Origin of the sequence: Chryseobacterium sp. MEBOG06 (assembly GCF_021869765.1) — a bacterium.
Taxonomy (GTDB): domain Bacteria; phylum Bacteroidota; class Bacteroidia; order Flavobacteriales; family Weeksellaceae; genus Chryseobacterium.
On the sequence record NZ_CP084580.1, the window covers coordinates 1,258,093 to 1,279,253 of the forward strand.

A 21,161-nucleotide genomic window follows, 5' to 3' on the forward strand; every position below is an offset into this window, starting at 1 on the left:
GACAAAATTCAAAACCGGGGTTGAGCCAAAGCTTAATTTTCAAAGGCATTCATTAGAAATAAACTTCTTCTTTCGTCTTGGGAAGCGTGATTTTTCGCTGTTTTTCCTGATTTCTATTTTGAAGATCGATCCTTAAACCTTTATGAATATACGTTTCACTTAGAGATTTACCATATTCAGCAGTATTCTCCACCTCTTTTTTAAAGATAAGCTGTCCCGTAGAAAGATTGAAATCTGTATCTTTCCAGTAATCTCCCGGCCTTCCTGCAGACGAAGAGGTACCTATGAGCTCAAAATGTCCGTTCTGAAATCTGTATTTATCGGTAACATCCCATTTCCAGCTGCTTCCACCAGCCTGTATGATGATCAAAATTCCTTTTTTGATCTCAGTACTCTGATAAGGATCTCCCATCATTCCTCCGGCACTGCTTTCCATAACTGCATTTCTGGATTTTTCAAGCAAGGTCCACTTTCCATTGTTTTTTTTCAAAATCTGAATTTCACGGATTTTGCCCAGTTCGCCCTCATCTTTTGTCGTATAGATCATTACTTTTTCAGGAATGTTATCACCATCCAGATCTCCGTCTATGGTTTCAAGCAGGGTAGAACCTGCAGGTTGAAATTGCTCTTGAGCAAAAAAAAGTGTACTGGATGCAACAGATAAAAGGAAAACTATTTTTCTCATGGGAAGAATTTTGAAAACATAAATGTACAATGAAATTTTGAATTATCAATTTCATCAATTTCTCTGGTTGATGGTTTCCATTAAAAATTCCTTAACTTTGAACTTCAATTTTAGAAATGGAAAATTCAGTTCAAGACACTACCGTTCAAAAACCAAAATGGATCCGCGTAAAACTTCCTACCGGAAAGAATTACAGAGAGCTGAGAACATTGGTTGATAAATATAAACTAAACACAATTTGCCAAAGCGGAAGCTGCCCGAATATGGGAGAATGCTGGGGAGAAGGTACAGCAACGTTCATGATCCTTGGGAATATCTGTACGAGGAGCTGTGGCTTTTGTGGAGTAAAAACAGGAAAACCACTTGATGTAAACTGGGATGAACCTGAAAAAGTAGCCCGTTCAATTAAATTAATGAAGATCAAACATGCCGTTCTTACCTCTGTAGACCGTGATGATCTGAAAGATATGGGATCTATTCTTTGGGGAGAAACAGTGAATGCTGTGAGAAGAATTTCCCCGGGAACTACCATGGAAACACTGATTCCGGATTTCCAGGGAATTACAAAACATATAGACAGATTGGTAGAAGTAGCCCCAGAGGTAATTTCTCACAATATGGAAACGGTAAAACGTTTGACGAGGGAAGTAAGAATTCAGGCAAAATATGAAAGAAGCCTTGACGTATTAAGATATTTAAAAGAGGCGGGGCAGAGAAGAACAAAAACAGGTGTAATGCTTGGTTTGGGAGAAAACAAAGATGAGGTTTTCCAAACAATTGAAGACATCAGAAATGCTAATGTAGATGTTATCACGCTTGGACAATATCTTCAGCCAACCAAAAAACACCTTCCTGTAAAAAAGTTCATTACTCCGGAAGAGTTTGATGAGTTTGGAGATTTTGCAAGAAGCTTAGGCTTCAGACACGTTGAAAGTTCTCCTCTTGTAAGAAGTTCTTACCACGCAGAAAAACATATTCATTAGAAAATACAGACCGTTCAGAAATGAACGGTTTTTTGTTTTTAAGAGCTGCCGAGCCAGAGGTTCAGGATCGGGAGTTATAAAATGAACGGAATAATTCAAAAATAAATAGAAAAAGGCTTTAGTGCGCTTAATTAAATATAAATTTCGCTTGACTCGGCTTTGTGCAAAACCTGATTCTACTCAATCTATTATTTATGATATAAAGAATCTCTGTTCATTACACCAATTCGCCCGTTTATTTCAATTGGTCTGAAATGTTTCTTCTTAAATTCAGAAGGTGTCTCACCGGTATGCTGTTTGAATAACTTATTAAAATAAGAAAGACTTTCAAAACCAACCTGAAAACAGACTTCTGTTATTGAATAATCTTTTAACAGAAAAATCTTAGCCTGATTGATTCTGTAGTTATTGACAAAATCTGTGAAGGTCATATTGGTCTGTTTTTTAAAATAACGGCAGAAAGCGGGGGTGCTTAGTCCTATTATTCGGGCAATATCATTCACGTTGGGCTTTTTATCATAATTATCATGGATATAGTCATAGATGGTTCCCATTCTTATTTTGTCATTAAGAAACCATTTGATTCTTGTATCTTCCTTATTGAGTTCCTTTACCTCTGTTGAATCAGCCAGAATCTGAAGAATCTCAATCAGTCCTACCAATGACTCAAAGGAGTTTTTATCTTTAATGATCCTGAGTCGTTCAACCACTGTTTTTTTTGTTTCTCCGGAGAATGACAAACCGAGATATGAGCGTTCTAACAGGGTTTTAATATTTTCGAACTCGGGAACAGGCAGAATAATATCCTGAAGAAAATTTTCCCGCATCTGCAAGACAAGCTGTTTACATTCTGTTTGGATACCGTAATCGAAATTCAGATGAGGAACATTGGCTCCTATTAGCAGCAGATCACTGTCTGTAAAGCCGGAAATATCTTTTCCCACATGCCGGATCCCATTCACGGCTTCTACATACACCAACTCAATTTCAGGATGATAATGCCAGAAAAAACAATTTTTCAGCGAAGGAGCAAACAGCTTGAATGATTTCCCATTTTCAAACTCAATAATTTCTTTCTGAATTTTCATTTTGTTCTAATTTGATTGTTTCTGAATTTAAAATTAAGTAAAAAGGTTAATATGGAGCAAATTTTTATCATTCAAAGAGAAGTGAAATTCAAACTTTCTGACGATTTTTGCACTTTCAAAATAAAGCTCGGCAACGGCTTTAGTTTGATGAAAAAATAATTAAGAAAAAAGATTTAGATACAATGAAGATTGATAAAAGAATAATACCACTGGCTATTGGTGGTTTGGGAATAGGAACTACAGAATTTACCGTCATGGGATTGCTTCCTGATATTGCTAAAACATTACAGATCACGATTCCGCAGGCAGGGCATTTAATTTCTGCTTATGCAATGGGAGTGGTAATTGGTGCACCGATTCTTATAGGCTATTCTGTGAAGTTTCCACCCAAAAAGGTTCTGATAGCTTTTATGATTCTTTTTACTTTATTTAATGGCCTTTCTGCTATTGCTCCGGGGTATGACAGTATGCTGATCATACGTTTCATGTCCGGACTTCCTCATGGGGCATTCTTTGGAGTAGGAACGGTAGTAGCATCCAAAATGGCAGGAAAAGGGAAAGAAGCATTCTATATATCCATGATGTTTACGGGGCTCACAGTAGCCAATCTGGCGATGGTACCTCTGGTCACCTATATCGGGCATACTTTCCATTGGAGATTATACTTTGCTATTGTAGCGGTCATTGGCCTTTTTGCTATCTTGTTTTTAAAACTGTGGCTTCCGGCAACAGAATCTAACCAGAATACACATTTCCTGGAAGAGTTGAAATTCCTTAAAAACAAACAGTCATGGCTTGTACTTGCTATTACAGCAATAGGATTTGGAGGACTGTTCACATGGTTGAGTTATATAACGCCTCTGATGACCGTCGTGGCAGGCATTAAGAGCAGTCAGATGGCCTATGTCATGGTGCTGGCAGGAGCCGGTATGGTAGTTGGAAATCTGGCAGGAGGATTTATTTCAGATAAATTAGGACCTGAGAAAACCTGTGCATTGCTGATTTTTCTAATGATGATTTCTCTGGGAGGAGTATTCTTTCTTGCCGAACATCAGAATATAGCTCTTGTGCTGACCTTTATGTGCGGAGCATTATCCATGTCTATTGCAGCACCTATTAATATTATGATGATGAAAGCTGCCCCGAAAAGCGAAATGATGGCTGCTGCTTTTATGCAGGCAGGTTTTAATATCGCCAATGCAATGGGGGCTTTTCTGGGAGGAATTCCATTAGAATATGGATTACCTTTCAACTATCCATCGTTGGTAGGAGTGGGGATGACTTTTATTGGAGTGGTAGTCAGCATAAGATATATGTATCTGTATGGTTCAAAAGAGCAGAATGAAGAGGAATCCACAACAGAATATACTCCTTGTGATAAATAAGGAAATCAACTACTATAAAAAAGAGCCTGTTTCATACTTTGAAACAGGCTCTTTTTTACAAAATAAATTTTATACCTCTACTTCATCGCCATTTTTACACCAGTAGAGGGCGTTGTATAGGTTTTCCTTAGGGAAAGACTTAAACTCTCCAGGCATCAGAACACTGAAAATACTTGTGAAATTCTGTATGCCTTCTTTATCAGTAACAATCGCTGCCCGGTTCCAATTGGCCAGGTTTTTAAAACCTAAAAGCAAATCTTCGAGCCATGCGCCCATGGTAAAATTATCCAGATCGGTGTCTAAATACAGTAAGTAATTCAGCTCACCAAATTGATCAACCTTCTCTTTTACACGCGGAATTACCAATCTTTCAAAATCCTCTTTCGTTACTTCTCCGGTTGCACTGAATGCCGCAACATTCTCTGGAGCTTCTGGAATAATTGTTATCATAATAAATATTTTTTGGTGGTTTGATTTTGTTTAACTAACAAGAACTACACCATAATTTAATAATAAGTTGTTAAAATAGGTATAAATATTGTTATTTATAATGTAAAATATTAATATGGATCTTAAATCAAATGAACCTTTCTGGCTTTTAAAAAATGGATTGATGGCATCGTATCCTTCTTTAAAATCAGATGAGAAATGTGATGTCTTAATTGTAGGAGGTGGAATTACCGGAAGTTTGGTTGCTCATCAGATGATGGAAGAGGGGTATAATACGATTCTCATAGACAAACGGGAACTTTGTAACGGGAGTACCTCTGCCACCACTTCAATGCTGCAGTATGAAATAGATGTTCCTCTTTATGAACTTATAGACAAGATAGGAGAAAAAGGGGCTGTGTTAAGTTATAAAGCTTGCAGTAACGCCATTGATACTATAGAAAAACTTTCGGAAAAAATAAGATCCAAAGCTGGTTTTAAACGCAAAAAATCACTTTATTTTGCTTCAAAAAAGAAAGATGTAGAATGGTTGAAGAAGGAGTATAAAGCGAGAAAAGAAAACGGATTTGAAGTGCAGTGGCTGGAATCAGGAAAAATTTTAGAACAGTTTGAATTTGAGAATACATATGGTGGTATTTTATCAAAACAAGGAGCTAGTATTGATGCCTTTCAGTTTGCGCATGAGCTTTTTATGCATAATGTAAAGAAAGGGATGAAGATCTTTGATAAGACCGAAATGGTAAAAGTAAAGGAACATAAAGGCTTTAATCTAGTTACGGTAGACAGCGGATTTCAGATCAAAGCAAAAAAGATTATTTACTGCATTGGGTATGAAAGCAAAAATCTATTGAAGGAAAATTTTGTAGATCTGAAAAGTACCTATGCTGTTGTTTCTGAGATTGATAAAAATAAATTTAAAAATATTGGCAGTACACTGGTTTGGAATACAGATGATCCTTACCTCTATATGCGGACTACCGATGACGGAAGACTGCTGATAGGAGGTGGAGATGAAGATTTTTACGATGCTCAAAAACGTGATGCTTTACTGGATAAAAAGGAAAAATCAATTTTAAAAACCTTACGAAAAATAAAACCGGATTATGACTTTTATACAGATTTTGTGTGGGCCGGAACTTTTGGTGAAACAAAAGACGGACTTCCGTATATAGGAGAACACGAAAAGTTTAAAAATTCTTATTTTGTATTAGGTTTTGGCGGCAATGGAATTACCTTTTCTGTAACAGGAATGGAAATGGCTTCTCTTTTCATGAAAAACAAAAAGCATCCATTATCCCGATATTTTAAATTTGGAAGATAAATACAGAATCCACTGAGTTTTAAACTCAGTGGATTCTGTATTACAGGCTATATCCGTTCTTCTTAGCTAATTCCAGAATAGAGCTTTCCATGGCTTTTCCCAGATCATCAGAATTATCAGTTCCCCGTTTTTTCATTTCATCATCAATATAGGTCTGACGCTTTTTAGAGAGCATTTCAATTTCCCTTTGAATTTTTTCACGCTCTGCCGATTTTATGGCAACAGCTTTCTTTATTTCATCTTTACTTTTCCCCCTCAGCTCATTTGGAAGTTCACTTTCTTTTACAGAAGCAATAAATCCTGCATCTTTTTCAGCTCTGTCTACCAGATCCCAATGTTCATTTTTGTAAGCATTCTTTTTGGATTTGGAGACGGTTCTTTCCACAAGATTAGAGACTGACTGTATTTCTGCATTTTTATCCTGGGCAATCTGTTTTAGTTTGTATTCAGAACCATGGCTGCCATAGTAGATGTAGGTATCATTGAGTTTTGCATTACTCTCAGAAATCCTGATGTCGTATGGAGTCTCAATATAGAGCACTTTTCTGTCGCTGTCGATATTGAAGTACTTACCACTGCCTATACTTGCACCATTTTGCCATAAATTTTGAATCCCTTCCTCCCGGCTTCCACAAAAAATAGTATTGGTATAGATGTTTCTATTCTTTGCTTTTGAAATAACTTCTTTATAATCAATTTTTCCCTGATTGAAAGGCTCATTGCCTGCAATGTAGATCAGTTTCATACTATTCTCATTACGATCCCAGTTGAGATTGGAAGAAGCATCACGAATCACAGCACCACAATATTCACTCCCGCCATTAGTTCTTAAAGCAAATAGTTTCTCAGAAACAAGATCAAGATCCTGCGTGAGAGGAGTAACCTGACGGATGTAATTTTCATCACGAATTCCGTCATTACCATATTCATACAGAGCTATCTCAACCTGGGGAGCCTTTCCGTTATACTTCAGGGTGGTCAAGGTATTCACAATATTCCATAGCCTGGATTTTGCCTGATCAATCAGTCCGTCCATGCTGTTGGAGGTATCCAGTAAAAGTGCTACCTGAATTTTATTATCCTTTGATAGTGTATTTGCGGTAATTACAGAGGCGTTTTGTACAGACAGACTGTTTTTGTCTGGATTCTTCTTGGAGCAGTGGCTGTCTGAAAGAGTACCTGAGCTTAAAAAAGCGGTTCCTGCTGCGAGTGCTAAAGTTTTTAAAATGGTCATACTATTTATTTTATGGGTTATCTGCTGTAATATTGAACTTGCATCTCTTTTGGGTATTTCACTTCATATGAAAAGCTTATTTTGTCTGAGCTTCCTGAACTTATATTTTTATTCCAGAGAATACTCCCTGTTTTTTCATCAAAGCTGCCTCCTCCAGAATCCGTTGGCTTTACCATAATTTTTGAATTTTCACTGATTGGGAGCTGGTCAAGAACTTCAAGTTCAATAGTTTCTTTTGTATTATTTCTGATGCTGATCTGATAGGATTCTGTTTCCCATTTATTGGAGTTCATGGATTTTTGAGAAGTTCTGTCTTCCAGTTTTATCCTTTTTACCGCAATTCTTTCATCTACCCCAAGAGAGATCGGAAATTCATCTTTGACATAATTGCTGGTAATATTTGTTTTTCCTATATAATTATCTTCAAAATAGATATTGGCTTCCCCATTGATGAGATTGAGACTCTGCCAGCTCTTTACAAAAGCCATCAGGAATACCTGGTTATTGATTTTCGGAACTGTATGGTATTTATAAGCAGCTTCAATCTGTTTTTTATCCAGAATAACATATTGTTCCTTTTCCTGGCTTATAATGGTTTGATTATAATTCAATTCATAGATCACATTCATCTGGCGGTCAGAAACTGTAGCTACCGGAATCTGGCTTGGTTTTACAGCTATATCTTCTCTCATCTGATATGCATTGGCTGCTGAAATTTCCTTTTTAGATTTGTACCCCGCTATTTCCATCTGAGAGTTATACAGCGTGTATTCAGCTACATAAAGCGGAGACAAAATAGGTCTGTCCTGATTATATGAAGGTCTGTAAGTAGAGACAAAAAGCTTCACATTTTTCCAGTCCTGTCCTGTGTTCTGGTAAATTCTACCTTTATAGACCATCTCAAGAGGTTTTTTTACAGACTGTGCACGCAGATCATAAGAAGGAACCCATCCTGCATCAGAAACGATATAACTTATTCCAAGATTCAGGTTGGTTTCATTATCTGCAAGAATTTCAAGAAGAAGCTCTTTGCGATTGGTATTTTTATGAGTTTGCTCTTCTATGGATTGCTTGTCAAATTTTGCAATAGATTCATCTATAACTTCTTTCTGTTCTTTCAGAAGAAAAACCTGATTGTCGATTTCCAGCATTCTCTTTCTGTAAAATTCTGTAAGCTTAATCAGCTGTTCCTGTGGCGTAGATTTATCGTTTGTAGAAACTTTTAAATTGTCATTGATAATATTCTGTTCTCCCGTCAGGGTTTTGATCTGTATATTCAGCAGGTCGACTTGTCTTTGAAGCTTTTTTGTTTCCTGCGCGATCTTCTTTTCACGGTCTGAAAGCTCATCATTTTTCAAAAAATTACTTTGGGGAGTAATAGAAAGAAGCGTTGTATTTTTCTCAAGATTGATTTTATAGGTATTCTCATCCAGATTATTGGGAAGGTTGACAATCTTTACGGTATTTCTTCCTTTCTGAAGGTTTACACTGGTCGTTCCAAGGACTTTTGCCCCCTGAAGATAGACAGTCGCCTGTTTTACTTCAATTTCTTTTTTGATTTCCTGTGCTTTCAGTAAAGTGACGGAAAACATGATTAATAGTAAAAAGTAACGTTTCATCGTTTGTTATTTTAAATTCCTGAAGTAAAATTATTCCTATTTAAGGTTGAAAATCGGGCAACTTGGTGAAGTGGCAGTTTGACTTGGTGAGAGTGGGAGCGGGTGAAAAAATAAAAACAGCTCCGTTGAGAGCTGTGTTTTTAAATCTGTTATTTTAAAGGATTTCGTATCTTGTTTTGATACTGTATTTAAGTTTAATATTTTCAATGTTATCAAAAGAATAGTCTACCGGGGTATCTGCCATTTCCATCTGTACGCTGTTCATTCTGGTTTTATAGGCTGCCGGCATTATCATATCGCTGGTATAATCTTCGATCTCTACAATTTCAAGAGCATTTCCTGTTTTTTTACCCATACTTTCCAGCAGATAATCAGCTTTTTCCTTTGCTGCTTTCAATGCATTGATCTTTACTGTTTTTCTAAAGTCAGCAATTCTGGTGTTTTTGATTTCTGCGATGTTCAGACTGCTTACCCATTTTTGGTTCAGGTCTTCAAATATTTTGCTAAGACTTGATTTTGTGCTGGCTTTAAATTGATAATTCTTTGAAAACTTAGCCGTTTTGGAATATAAATTCTGATACATCGACTTGAATTTGATATCCTCGTTCTTTACCCCAGCATTTTTTAAAATTTCAAATAATTTCTTTTCATTATCCGCCAGATCGTTTTTGTTATCCGCTTTTATCCCGATACTGAAGATGATTTCGTCCGGTTCTACTTCCATTTCGGCAACACCCGTTACTTCAATTGCGTTTTTCTTTACTTCCTGAGCATTTACAAAGCTCCCTAACGTTAAGACTCCGATTAATAAAAAATGTTTTAATTTCATAATTTCTTGTTTTAAATTCTGAAGTAAAATTACGCAGATCTGAAGCTGGAAATTGGGAGACTTGGTGAAATGAAGCTTTCACTTGGTGAATAGTTTTTGCGCAGATATATATATGTATATCTTTGCTTTATGAAAATGTTCAGACTTTTTATAATCTTTGTATTGGTAGTTTGGGGAAATAAGATGTTTTCCCAAAATACTAATAATCCTTCCAATGCTACTGTGGAGGAAGTTCAGGTAGAAACTAAGAAGTTGCAGAAAGCCATTGATAATCAAGATGAGCCGGCGCAGGCAGGTTCTTATTATAATATTGGAGAAACATTTTTCAATAGCGGAAATTTTTCAAAGAGTGAAGAATATTATACGAAAGCCAAAAAGCTGTATGAAAAGCTTAATGATAAATTCAATATTGAAAAAGCTACCCGAAGATTAGCCCAGTCACAGGAAAAACAGAATAAAATTTCTCCGGCTATCAGCAATTACAGTACGGCAGCACAGATGGGCTATAGTAAAAAAAGCAAAGCTGTGAACTCCAATGACGTAGCAAGGCTTTCTTCTCCTGCACCGGAAGTAAAGGCAGAAGCCATCCAGAATAATATCAACCTGAGTACAAAAGAAAGCGAACAGGCCGGACTGGCAGAAAGCTACAGCCAGCTGGCAGACGTCAATATACAGCAGAAAGATGTTTCTAAGGCAGAAATGAATCTGAATAATGCCTATAAGATTTCAAAAAAGGAAGCTCCGCAGCAGGCGCTTGCAATTAATCAGAAACTGGCTGATCTCTACGTAGAAAACCGAAATTTTGACAAAGCTATTGAAGCCAAAAAGAAAGTTCTGAAAGAAGACTTTGTGAAAGAAAATTCACAGGAGAAAGTCAACCAGATTCAGGAGCTTGCTGATATTTATATAAAGAAGAATGATCCGCAGGAAGCCGTTACTTTATTGAAAAATGCCTATGGAATTGCGTTGGAAAAAGGACATACTCTGGAGGCTCAGAGAAGTGTGAAAAAGCTGGACAGTCTGTATGCTATCTCTGGAAACACAAATGCTTCGGTACAGCTGTACAGAGACTTCCTGGGAAAACTTCCCAATCTGGTTTCGAAAGACAGAAGCCTTGTAGATAATAAAGTTCTTGAAGACACAGAACAGCGTATTTCGCAGCTGGAAAAGGAAAAAGAACTGAAAGACGAGCTCATCCGTAAGAAAAATGTTTTTAATTATGGTTTGATAGGAGCTTTGATTATTTTAACAGGGTTGATTATTTTTATTTTCAGAACTCTGAAGAAAGTTCAGATTAAGAATAAAAAAATTGCCCTTCAGTCGCTTCGGAGAGAGATGAATCCGCATTTTATTTTTAACAGCCTAAATAGTGTCAATCATTTTATTGCAACCAATAATGAACTGGAAGCCAATCAGTACCTCACAAAATTTTCCAAGCTAATGCGTGGTGTCATGGAAAATTCTGCTGATGATTTTATCCCTTTTCAGCAGGAACTGGATCTTCTCCAGAACTATCTTGCTTTGGAAAAAACACGTTTTGCAGATAAATTTGATTACGAAATTGAGGTAGATGAAAATCTGAACCTGCAAAGTCAGCAGATTCCCGGAATGCTTATACAGCCATTTCTGGAGAATGCAATTTGGCATGGACTCCGCTATAGAACCGAAAAAGGATTGTTGAAATTAAGCTTTGAAAAAGATAAACAATCTCTGAAGATTGTCGTCGAAGACAACGGAATAGGAATTGAGGAAAGTAAAAAGCAGAAAACCACACATCAGAAGACAAGAGAAGGACGTGGAATGAAAAATACACTCGAAAGAATCCAGCTGCTGAATGATCTTTACAAAAAAGATATTACCTGTTCTATAAAAGATATGAAAGAGAGTAGTGGTGTTTTGGTCACTCTCAAAATGAATCTGGTGTAAGCATAGAAAGATTGTATTGATTCTGAAATGAATGATCAGTTTCAATCAGACTCAGAATATAAAAGGAAGTTCGGCAAATAAAAGATAAATTTTAGCGTTTAAAAACAGTAATAATTTATATCTGAACAATGAACGGCTAGTTATTACCCGAAGAGTTCAAAAGTTTTTGGTTTTTTATCTGTGATCTGTTTTTCTGTAACCAAACCGAAACATAGATTGTCTAGATAATGAAGATATTCATCAAAAACTAATCAAAACTATGAACAAATCTGTAAAATTTGAAGACACTAAAGTTAACGTAAAGATTATTCTGGCAGGGCTGTGGGCTTCAGTTACGTTATGTTATTTATATGGCGACTATTTTGAACTGTATACTCCTGGAAAAGCGTGGGGACTTCTAGAAGGTGAAAATTTATTGAATTCTCCCTTAAAGTTACTTACAGCCTCAGCAATTCTGGCAATACCAGCAGCAATGGTATTTCTTTCCCTTATTTTAAAACCGGTGATCAACAGGTTCCTTAATATTGTGTTTGGAATATTTTTCACGCTGATCATGCTGTTTATCGGTATATCCTCTTTTTCGGACTGGTATTTGTTTTATATTTTTCTCGCAGCATTGGAGTGTATTATAACGATCATGATTGTAAAGTACGCCTGGCAATGGAAGAAAATATAAGATCAGAAAATTTAGAAAGTCTTAGAGTAAGATTGTACTACTGATCAAATATTCCTAATTTGCACCTGCAATCTGCTACCTAATATCTGATCGTAATGAAAATAAAAGCCGTAATTGTAGACGATGAAATCATAGCCCGGGAAGTTTTGAGAAGCTATCTTACGAAATACTGTCCACAGGTTGAAATTCTTGGTGAAGCCGAAAATATTAAAGATGCAGTTCCGTTGATTGCCGAAAAGCAGCCACAGCTGGTGTTTCTGGATGTAGAGATGCCTTTTGGAAATGCTTTTGATGTATTGGAAGCTACCAAAGATTTTTCCTACGAAACTATTTTCATTACCGCTTTTTCTCAATATTCTCTACAGGCCTTAAATAAGTCAGCCAGTTATTATATTTTAAAACCAATTGATATTCAGGAGTTGATACTGGCAGTGAACAAAGTCGCTGAGAGTCTGGAGAAAAAAGATGAACTTAACCGGAATAAAATCCTGCTTGAAAACTTAAAACTAAAGCCGGAAAAGCAACAGCTTATCCTTCCCACTTTACAAGGGTTTGATGTGGTAAAAACGGAAGATATTCTGAGACTTCAGGCTGATGGGAACTTTACGCAGGTATATCTTACAGACGGTTCAAAGAAAATGGTATGCCGTTTTCTGAAACACTTTGATGATCTTTTAGAAAGCCCTTTCGTAAGAGTTCACCGTTCCCATATCATCAATACAGCTTTTGTTAAATCATATCATAAAAGTGGAACCGTAATGCTTGCTGACGATACGGAAATAGAAGTTTCAGGCAGTTTTAAAGATGGGTTTCTAAAAGTATTTTCATAGACTTTTTTGTTTTTTAACATCTTAAAGGCATTATTTTTGAAGCTCTTATAACAGTCATACCAAAACTTTCTGTTATGAAAACCATTCACAAAATCATACTTCCTGTTTCATTGGGAGCACTGGGACTAATCCTTTTCAACTCCTATTCTGTAAGAATTCCCCGGGGTGCTGTAGCAGTTAAGAATTTCGATGCTAAAAAATATCTCGGAAGATGGTACGAGATAGCCCGTTTCAATTACAGGTTCGAAAAAAATATGGATAATGTTACCGCAGAATATTCCGAAAATCCGGATGGTACTATCCAGGTAAGAAATAAAGGGTACAACTACCTCAAAAAAATCTGGGATGAGGCCATTGGAGAAGCACAGTTTGTAAAAGATAAAACTGAAGCCAGATTGAAAGTTTCATTTTTCAAACCGATCTGGGCAGGTTATAATGTTATTGATATTGATGAAGACTATCAATATGCCCTTGTAGCAGGAAGCAGTTTAAAATATATGTGGATCTTATCCCGAAGGACCAATATCCCCGAAAGCATCAGACAGCGTTTCCTGGAAAAAGCTAGAAAAATTGGATACAATACAAAAGAACTGATCTGGGTGAAGCATGATAGATAAAATGAAAGGGCAAAAGCACCCTTTCATCATTAGTTTTTTTAACTTCTGATATATTCTTTCCATTCCTCAAAACGGTGATCAATCACCAGTTTCATGAGATCATAGTTTTCGTAGGTATCTTCGATATGATAAAAAGTTTCATACTCGTAGTCGTTTTCCTCTGCCTTACCATCAAAAATATTAACGAAGTCGTCAGCAAATGAGCTATATCTGTTTCCAAAATCGGTGTCATCTGCATAATAATCTTTTGCAAAGCTATTTCCCAGATCATTCAGGTCATGCTCAGCAAATTTCCCGTCACAGCAGTCCATTATAAATTCCGCACCTGTTACCTCTCTTCGTTTCAGCTGTTCAATTTCTTCCCCTGCATCCTCTTTCATTTCATCGGAAATAAGATCGTTATTAACACACCAGTTCAGGAACATACCCGTATGTGTAGCTCCGTTTTTCTGAGGAAGTCCTTCCGGGAAATCACCACCATAATGCCATGAAGCATCATCATATTTAGACATAATTTTAAATTATAGTTTTAAACAATTTTATCCAAAAATAGAAAAAATCATTTTATGTTGCCGCAGCCACCTATTTTTCCGTCATTTGCAGAGAATTTTTTTCAACAAATTGATATATGGAAAAAGCTGTTCTTATCACCATCGGTGACGAAATCCTTTCCGGGAATACTATAGATACCAATTCTAATTTTATTGCCTCTGAACTAAAGAATATTGGCATAAAAGTTTCGCAAATCTTTACAATTTCAGACGAAATTGAGACTATCAAAAATACATTGAGCACCGCATTCGAATTGGGAGACCTTATTATTACAACGGGAGGACTGGGGCCTACCAGAGATGATAAAACAAAAAAAGCGCTGGCAGAATTTTTTAATGATGAAATAGCGCTGGATGAGGTCACTTTTAACCATCTGAAAGGATATATGGAAAGAAGGGGACGTGCTGATATTCTGGAAAGAAACAGAGAACAGGCATTTGTACCTACAAAATCTTTGGTTTTTCAAAACCATTATGGAACAGCACCATGCATGATGATGGAACAGGATGGGAAACTGTGCTACAGTCTTCCCGGAGTTCCTTACGAAGTGAAACCATTGATCAAAGATCAGATTATTCCTTACTTGCAGGAAAAATTTAACCTTCAATATATCCATACCAGAATTGTATCCGTAGTGGGAATTCCCGAAAGTATTCTTGCAGATACCATTGAAAACTGGGAACTTGCACTTCCTGAAAATCTGGCATTATCTTATCTTCCTGTAGGAACAAGAGTTAAGCTGAGGATTACAGCATCAGGAGATAATGAAGCTGCTTTAGAGCAGCAGGTGGAAAATGAAATTCAGCAGCTGCTTCCTTTATTAGGGGACCATGTTATAGCGGTAACAGAAGATAAAATAGAAAATATTCTGGCAGAAATACTTACTGAAAGAAAGCTGACCATTTCTACAGCAGAAAGTTGTACAGGAGGAGAGTTGGCGAAAATGATCACTTCCGTTGCCGGGAGTTCAAAATACTTTCTTGGCGGTATAGTCCCTTATGCGACAGAGAGAAAAATAAAAATTTTAAATGTTTCCAAAGAAACCGTAGATCAGTTTACCGTAGTCAGTGAGCAGGTAGCGCAGGAAATGGCAAAAGGTTGTCAGGAGTTGTTTGAAACCAATATTTCTCTTTCTACCACTGGTGTTGCAGGACCGGGAAAAGGGGAGGATGGCAATGATGTGGGAACGGTTTTTTATACCATAAGAATCAATGATCAGGCAGTGACGTCAAAATTATATATGCCTCATCTGGAAAGACTGGACTTTATGCATTTCGTTTCTCAAAAAGTGATTCAGGATCTTGTGAGTCTTTTGGTAAATCCTTAGATTATTTTTTTCTTTTTTAATTTTTTTTTAATTAATTTTAATACGCTTTTTCACACTTTTTGAGAATCATTCATTAAAATTTAAAATAGTGGAAAATTCCAAACAGATTTTTCAGACCAACAACAAGAAACGCTGGAAAAGCGTACAGTGGAGCAGCCGTTTTTTTATCTTTATTGCGGCTTTACTTTTTCTTGCTTTAGGGCTGATGATGACCCTGGACAGAAGTCCTAAAATTCCTTTTAAGGAAGACTATAAAGCAGTAATTACTGCCAATAAACCTTATCTTCAGGAGAATAAGATTTCCAAAGAATATAAAGGATTCAGAAACTTCATTTCTGAAAAAAATATACATACAAGTCTTGCCAAAATAGAAAAGGCGAGAGAAGAAAGATATAAAAATCAAAACAGAAACTGGGCTCAGTTTCCCGGAGGTATCCGTTCTGCATTCTATGTAGCATGGGATCCTCAGTCTCTGATGTCTTTAAAAAGAAATATCAGACACGTTAATCTTGTTTTTCCGGAATGGTTTTTCATTGATCCCAAAACAGGAGATCTGAAAACAAATGTAGATCCCGAAGGATATAAGGTCATCAAAAGAACGGGAGTTGCCGCAATGCCGATGCTGAGTAATAACTCAGACAGAGAATTCCGTTCTGAAGGATTGGTAAAAGTACTTAACGATCCGAAAAGAAGAACCGCCCTGATTCAAAAAATTACCCAGCAGTGTAAAAAATACCACTTCAAAGGAATCAATATTGACTTTGAAGATATGAATCTGAATTCTGATGACAACCTGATTGCCTTTATGAAAGAACTTTCTGAGACTTTCAAACAGAATCAGCTGCTGGTAACCATGGATATTATGACGGATAATGATGATTACAACATTCCCAGATTAGATCCTTATGTAGATTACTTTGTTCTGATGGCTTACGATGAGTATTCCGCGGGAAGTGATGCCGGCCCTGTTTCTTCACAGAAATGGATAGAAGCTCAAACCGGTAAAATAGTGAAACAGACTTCTCCTCACAAGATTATTCTTGGGTTGGGAGCTTATGGCTATGACTGGAGCTCCAATAAAGATGACAATACTTCTGTGACCTACATGCAGGCGATTACAAAAGCCAGTGCTAGCAAAGCGGTTATTGATTTTAATGACAATACTTTTAACCTTAATTATTCCTATACGGATTCTAAAAATCTGACGCATACTGTATTCTTCAACGATGCCGCTTCTATCTTTAATACGATGCGCTTCTCATCAGAATATCCTTTGGCGGGAACTGCACTTTGGAGACTGGGGAGTGAAGACAGCAGAGTCTGGAATTTCTATGATAAAGATCTTACTTCTGCAGGTCTTTCCAAGCTGAATTTAAAAACGCTGGAAAATGTAAAAGGGCAGACGATGGTGGATTATATAGGAGACGGGGAAGTACTGGATGTTCTGAATACTCCTCACGATGGAAAAATCAAATTGGAGATTGATCCCAAAGAGAAAATTATTACAGACGAGAATTATATTACCTATCCAAGTTCTTACGAAGTAAAAAAATATGGAAGTGCCCCTCAAAAAGAATTGGTACTGACCTTCGACGACGGACCGGATGAAACTTATACCCCGCAGGTGCTGGATATATTATCTAAATACCATGTGCCTGCTGCTTTCTTTCTGGTGGGTTTAAATGCAGAAAAGAACCTTCCGCTTGTCAAAAGAATTTACCGTGAAGGACATGAAATAGGAAACCATACATTCACGCATGAAAATGTGGCTAAAGTAAGCCCGCAGAGAGCTTTACTTGAAATGAAACTTACAAGATTACTGATTGAATGTATCACCGGACACAGTACAATTCTATTCAGAGCACCTTATAATGCGGATTCTGAACCTACTACTTCAGAAGAGATCATTCCGGTTGCACTGGCAAGACAGCAGAATTATCTGGATATCGGTGAAAGTATTGATCCCGAAGACTGGCAGCCGGGTATCAAAGCCGATGAAATTATAAAACGTGTCATGGCGGGTATCAAGCAGCAGAGAGGAAACATCATTCTTCTTCATGATGCAGGAGGTGATACAAGAGAAGAAACGGTGAAGGCTTTAAAAGTTTTAATTCCTACTCTACAGAAGCAGGGATATCACTTTACTAATCTTAGAAGTATTCTTCATAAAAGTAAAAACGAGCTTATGCCTGAAGTTCCCAAAACGAGATCTTATTATGTGATGCAGCTGAATCTGGTATTGGCTACAGCAATTTATGGAATAAGCCATTTTCTGGTTGCTTTGTTTACCATTTTCATTGTATTAGGACTGATAAGACTTTTATTAATGGCTTACTGGGCTTTTAAAGAAAGAAAAAAAGAAAAAAAACTAAGCGAGTTTCCAATCCTGGAATCTTATCCTAAGGTCTCCATTATTGTTCCCGCTTACAATGAAGAAGTAAATATTGTTTCTTCCCTGCATAATCTGTTGAAGCAGACCTACCCGAATTTTAACATCATTATGGTAGATGACGGTAGTAAGGATTCTACCTATGCCAAGGCAAAAGAAGCATTCCCGGATCATCCGAAACTGAAAATTTTCTCCAAAGTAAACGGAGGAAAAGCAACAGCTTTAAATTTCGGTATCTCGCAGACCGATGCAGAATATGTTGTATGTATAGATGCAGACACCAAATTACAGCAGGATGCCGTGAAATATCTTATAGCAAGGTTTTTAAATTCAGGTCCTGAAGAAAAAATAGCTGCAGTAGCAGGAAATGTGAAAGTAGGAAATACAGTGAACTGGCTTACAAGATGGCAGGCAATAGAATATACGACAAGTCAGAATTTTGACAGGCTGGCTTACGCACATATTAATGCGATTACAGTAATTCCGGGCGCTATCGGAGCATTTAAAAGATCTGTAGTTCTTCAGGTCGGTGGATACTCATCGGATACTTTGGCTGAAGACTGTGATGTTACAGTGAAAATATTGAGAGAAGGATATACGATTGCTAACGAAAATAAAGCAATTGCCGTCACTGAGGCGCCTGAAACCGTTAAACAGTTTTTAAAACAGCGTTTCCGATGGACCTATGGTATCATGCAGATGTTCTGGAAACAGAAACAGACTTTCCTTAACCCCAAATATAAAGGATTGGGCCTTTGGGCAATGCCGAATATTTTATTATTCCAATATATCATACCATTTTTCTCGCCGCTGGCAGATGTGATCATGTTTTTTGGAATCCTGTCCGGAAACGGAAGTAAAATATTTACCTATTATCTGATATTTCTTTTGGTAGATGCTTCCCTGGCTTTAATAGCCTTTATTATGCAAAGGGAAAAAATCACCAATCTTGTGTATATCATTCCGCAGAGATTCGGGTATAGATGGCTGATGTATATTGTATTATTTAAAAGTTTAAGAAAAGCACTGAAAGGCGAAATGCAGTCTTGGGGATTCCTGAAAAGAACAGGAAATGTAAAAGAGATAGCAGCTTCTTAATATTTGTTTAAATTTGTTTCTCTAAAAAGTAACAAATAGTTAATTAACTATACCTATTATATAAATTGTTATCATAATGAAAAAAATAACGCTTTCTTTGTTTTTAATAGCAGGGATCTGTACTCAGAATACGATGAGCGCACAAGCAAAAACGGTAAAAACCGCAGTTAATAACGCAGACAAAGGCTTAGACCTTAGCTTGATGGACACTTCAGTACGTCCACAGGATGATTTTTATAACTATGTAAGCGGAACCTGGATGAAGACCGCTAAAATCCCATCTGACAAACCAACTTGGGGAAGCTTCAACAAACTGGCTGAAGATACGGATAACAATTCCATGACCATCCTGAATTCTCTTCTGAAAGACAAATTTGCTGACGGAAGTGAGGGGAAAAAGATTCAGGATCTATACGCTACTTACATGAACATGGAGAAGAGAAATGCTGACGGAATCAAGCCTATTCAGGAAAATCTGAATAAGATTGATGCGATTAAAAATATGGCTGATCTTCAGACTTACCTGGCTTCTGTAACAAAAGAAGGTGAAAACGTTTTCTACGGATGGGGAGTGGATGCAGACCTTAAAGATTCTAAAATGAATGCCGTTTACTTAGGAAATGCTTCTTTAGGTTTAGGAAGAGATTACTATCAGAAAGTAAACGAGAAAAATACAGAAGCAATTGCTGAATATCAGAAGTATGTAGCTTCAATGCTAAAAGAATTAGGATACAAAAATGCTGATGAAGCAGCAAAAGGTATCGTGAACTATGAAAAAAGCATTGCAAATACGTATCTGACAAACGAGCAGAGCCGTGATAATACGCTTCAGTACAATCCTAAGACGATGGCTGAACTTTCCACTTTGGTAAAAGGTGTTGACCTTCCTGGTTACCTTAAAAAAGTAGGAGTAAATACAGATAAAGTAATTATCAGTGAATTAGGATTCTATAAGAATTTTGATAAATTGGTAAATGCTCAGAATCTTCCGGTGATCAAGGATTATCTGAAATTCCACATGATCCACGGAAGTGCTTCTTATCTAAGTGAAAACTTAGGAAATATGAAGTTTGCTTTCTATGGTAAATACCTTAGAGGACAGCAGGAGCAAAGGGCGCTTAACAAAAGAGGTTTTGAGTTGATCAACGGTTCTTTGGGAGAAGCTTTCGGAAAATTATATGTTGAAAAATATTTCCCTGCCGAAGCAAAAGCTCAGATGGTTGAACTGATCGACTACTTAAAGAAAAGTTTCGCAGTTCATATCAATAATTTAGCATGGATGTCTTCAACGACTAAGGAAAAGGCAATGCAGAAACTGAATAAGTTTACTGTAAAAGTTGCTTATCCTGATAAATGGAAAGACTACTCAAAATTGGTAATTCTTCCTGAAGCTAAAGGTGGTACATTGTACAAAAACCTTCAGAACATCGGTGAATGGCAGTACAATAAAGATTTAGCTAAAATCGGTAAACCAGTTGATAAAACAGAATGGGGTATGACTCCACAAACTGTAAATGCATATTACAACCCGGTAAATAACGAGATTGTATTCCCTGCAGCGATTCTTCAGCCGCCATTCTTTAATCCAAAGGCTGATGCAGCGGTAAACTTTGGTGGAATTGGTGCCGTAATCGGTCACGAAATGAGCCACGGGTTTGATGATTCAGGGGCACAGTTTGACGCAGATGGTAACTTAGTTGACTGGTGGACTCCGGAAGACAAAGCTAACTTCGAAAAAGCTACAAAAGCGCTTGCTTCTCAATATGACAAATATGAGCCTGTAAAAGGAACTTTCGTAAACGGTACCTTCACAAACGGTGAAAACATCGCTGACTTGGGAGGGGTAAATATCGCTTACGATGCTCTTCAGATGTACCTGAAAGATAAAGGAAATCCTGGGAAAATCAGTGGATTTACTCAGGATCAGAGATTCTTCCTGAGCTGGGCAACCGTTTGGAGAACTTTATCAAGTGAGAAATATATGATCAATCAGGTGAAAACAGATCCGCATTCTCCTGGATATTTCAGAAGTTTCGGTCCGCTTATCAACGTTGATGCCTTCTACAAAGCATTTGATGTGAAAAAAGGAGACAAATTATACAAAACACCGGAAGAAAGAATTAAAATCTGGTAATCAATATAAAAACCGTTC

Annotated in this window: 17 protein-coding genes; 10 read left to right on the forward strand and 7 right to left on the reverse strand. The window is 37.0% G+C overall.

All coding sequences use genetic code 11. From position 1 onward, the window contains the following. Positions 1–52: 52 nt before the first annotated feature. Positions 53–685 (reverse strand): hypothetical protein, encoded by a 633-nt coding sequence (locus tag LF887_RS05865; protein WP_236857890.1) that lies wholly within the window; start codon positions 683–685, stop codon positions 53–55. A gap of 116 nt (positions 686–801) precedes the next feature. Between LF887_RS05865 and lipA the strand changes: the two genes are divergently transcribed. Beyond that, a complete protein-coding gene (gene lipA / locus LF887_RS05870; protein ID WP_236857891.1) occupies positions 802–1,668 on the forward strand; it encodes a lipoyl synthase in 867 nt (288 codons plus the stop codon). Positions 1,669–1,856: 188 nt separating this feature from the next. Here the strand turns inward: lipA and LF887_RS05875 are convergent, their stop codons facing one another. Beyond that, a complete protein-coding gene (locus LF887_RS05875; protein WP_236857892.1) occupies positions 1,857–2,756 on the reverse strand; it encodes an AraC family transcriptional regulator in 900 nt (299 codons plus the stop codon). A 182-nt stretch (positions 2,757–2,938) separates the two neighbouring features. On the opposite strand from LF887_RS05875, the gene LF887_RS05880 reads away from it, so the two are divergent. Then, complete coding sequence (locus LF887_RS05880; RefSeq protein WP_236857893.1) at positions 2,939–4,141, forward strand: MFS transporter; 1,203 nt, start codon at positions 2,939–2,941, stop codon at positions 4,139–4,141. A 69-nt stretch (positions 4,142–4,210) separates the two neighbouring features. On the opposite strand, the gene LF887_RS05885 is transcribed toward LF887_RS05880, so the two are convergent. After that, complete coding sequence (locus LF887_RS05885) at positions 4,211–4,591, reverse strand: STAS/SEC14 domain-containing protein (RefSeq protein ID WP_236857894.1); 381 nt, start codon at positions 4,589–4,591, stop codon at positions 4,211–4,213. A gap of 115 nt (positions 4,592–4,706) precedes the next feature. Here LF887_RS05885 and LF887_RS05890 point away from each other — a divergent pair, with 115 nt between their 5' ends. Beyond that, the gene (locus tag LF887_RS05890) at positions 4,707–5,912 is read left to right on the forward strand and encodes an NAD(P)/FAD-dependent oxidoreductase (protein ID WP_236857895.1); all 1,206 of its coding nucleotides are present in this window, start codon (positions 4,707–4,709) and stop codon (positions 5,910–5,912) included. Positions 5,913–5,952: 40 nt separating this feature from the next. Here the strand turns inward: LF887_RS05890 and LF887_RS05895 are convergent, their stop codons facing one another. The 3 genes from LF887_RS05895 to LF887_RS05905 all read right to left on the reverse strand — a co-directional run bounded on the left by LF887_RS05895 (position 5,953) and on the right by LF887_RS05905 (position 9,594). After that, positions 5,953–7,146: a vWA domain-containing protein gene (locus LF887_RS05895; protein WP_236857896.1), complete on the reverse strand. Its 1,194-nt coding sequence runs from the start codon at positions 7,144–7,146 to the stop codon at positions 5,953–5,955. Positions 7,147–7,163: 17 nt separating this feature from the next. Next, complete coding sequence (locus LF887_RS05900; protein WP_236857897.1) at positions 7,164–8,765, reverse strand: DUF4139 domain-containing protein; 1,602 nt, start codon at positions 8,763–8,765, stop codon at positions 7,164–7,166. A gap of 154 nt (positions 8,766–8,919) precedes the next feature. Next, positions 8,920–9,594, reverse strand: coding sequence for an SIMPL domain-containing protein (locus tag LF887_RS05905; protein ID WP_236857898.1), 675 nt, complete (start codon positions 9,592–9,594; stop codon positions 8,920–8,922). A gap of 129 nt (positions 9,595–9,723) precedes the next feature. Here LF887_RS05905 and LF887_RS05910 point away from each other — a divergent pair, with 129 nt between their 5' ends. From LF887_RS05910 to LF887_RS05925, 4 genes are all read left to right on the forward strand, one after another. Beyond that, entirely contained in the window at positions 9,724–11,520 is a 1,797-nt protein-coding gene (locus LF887_RS05910) for a histidine kinase (RefSeq protein WP_236857899.1), read from the forward strand. A 259-nt stretch (positions 11,521–11,779) separates the two neighbouring features. Further along, entirely contained in the window at positions 11,780–12,196 is a 417-nt protein-coding gene (locus LF887_RS05915) for a DUF6326 family protein (protein ID WP_236857900.1), read from the forward strand. Positions 12,197–12,291: 95 nt separating this feature from the next. Beyond that, on the forward strand, positions 12,292–13,026 hold the full coding sequence (locus LF887_RS05920) for a LytR/AlgR family response regulator transcription factor (RefSeq protein ID WP_236857901.1): 735 nt from the start codon (positions 12,292–12,294) through the stop codon (positions 13,024–13,026). A 74-nt stretch (positions 13,027–13,100) separates the two neighbouring features. Then, entirely contained in the window at positions 13,101–13,643 is a 543-nt protein-coding gene (locus tag LF887_RS05925; protein WP_236857902.1) for a lipocalin family protein, read from the forward strand. Between the two features lie 38 nt (positions 13,644–13,681). Here the strand turns inward: LF887_RS05925 and LF887_RS05930 are convergent, their stop codons facing one another. After that, on the reverse strand, positions 13,682–14,155 hold the full coding sequence (locus LF887_RS05930; RefSeq protein ID WP_236857903.1) for a hypothetical protein: 474 nt from the start codon (positions 14,153–14,155) through the stop codon (positions 13,682–13,684). 116 nt (positions 14,156–14,271) lie between these two features. On the opposite strand from LF887_RS05930, the gene LF887_RS05935 reads away from it, so the two are divergent. The 3 genes from LF887_RS05935 to LF887_RS05945 all read left to right on the forward strand — a co-directional run bounded on the left by LF887_RS05935 (position 14,272) and on the right by LF887_RS05945 (position 21,143). Beyond that, a complete protein-coding gene (locus LF887_RS05935) occupies positions 14,272–15,522 on the forward strand; it encodes a CinA family nicotinamide mononucleotide deamidase-related protein (RefSeq protein WP_236857904.1) in 1,251 nt (416 codons plus the stop codon). Between the two features lie 88 nt (positions 15,523–15,610). Beyond that, a complete protein-coding gene (locus tag LF887_RS05940; protein WP_236857905.1) occupies positions 15,611–19,009 on the forward strand; it encodes a polysaccharide deacetylase family protein in 3,399 nt (1,132 codons plus the stop codon). Positions 19,010–19,085: 76 nt separating this feature from the next. After that, positions 19,086–21,143 (forward strand): M13 family metallopeptidase, encoded by a 2,058-nt coding sequence (locus LF887_RS05945; RefSeq protein ID WP_236857906.1) that lies wholly within the window; start codon positions 19,086–19,088, stop codon positions 21,141–21,143. Positions 21,144–21,161: the final 18 nt, after the last annotated feature.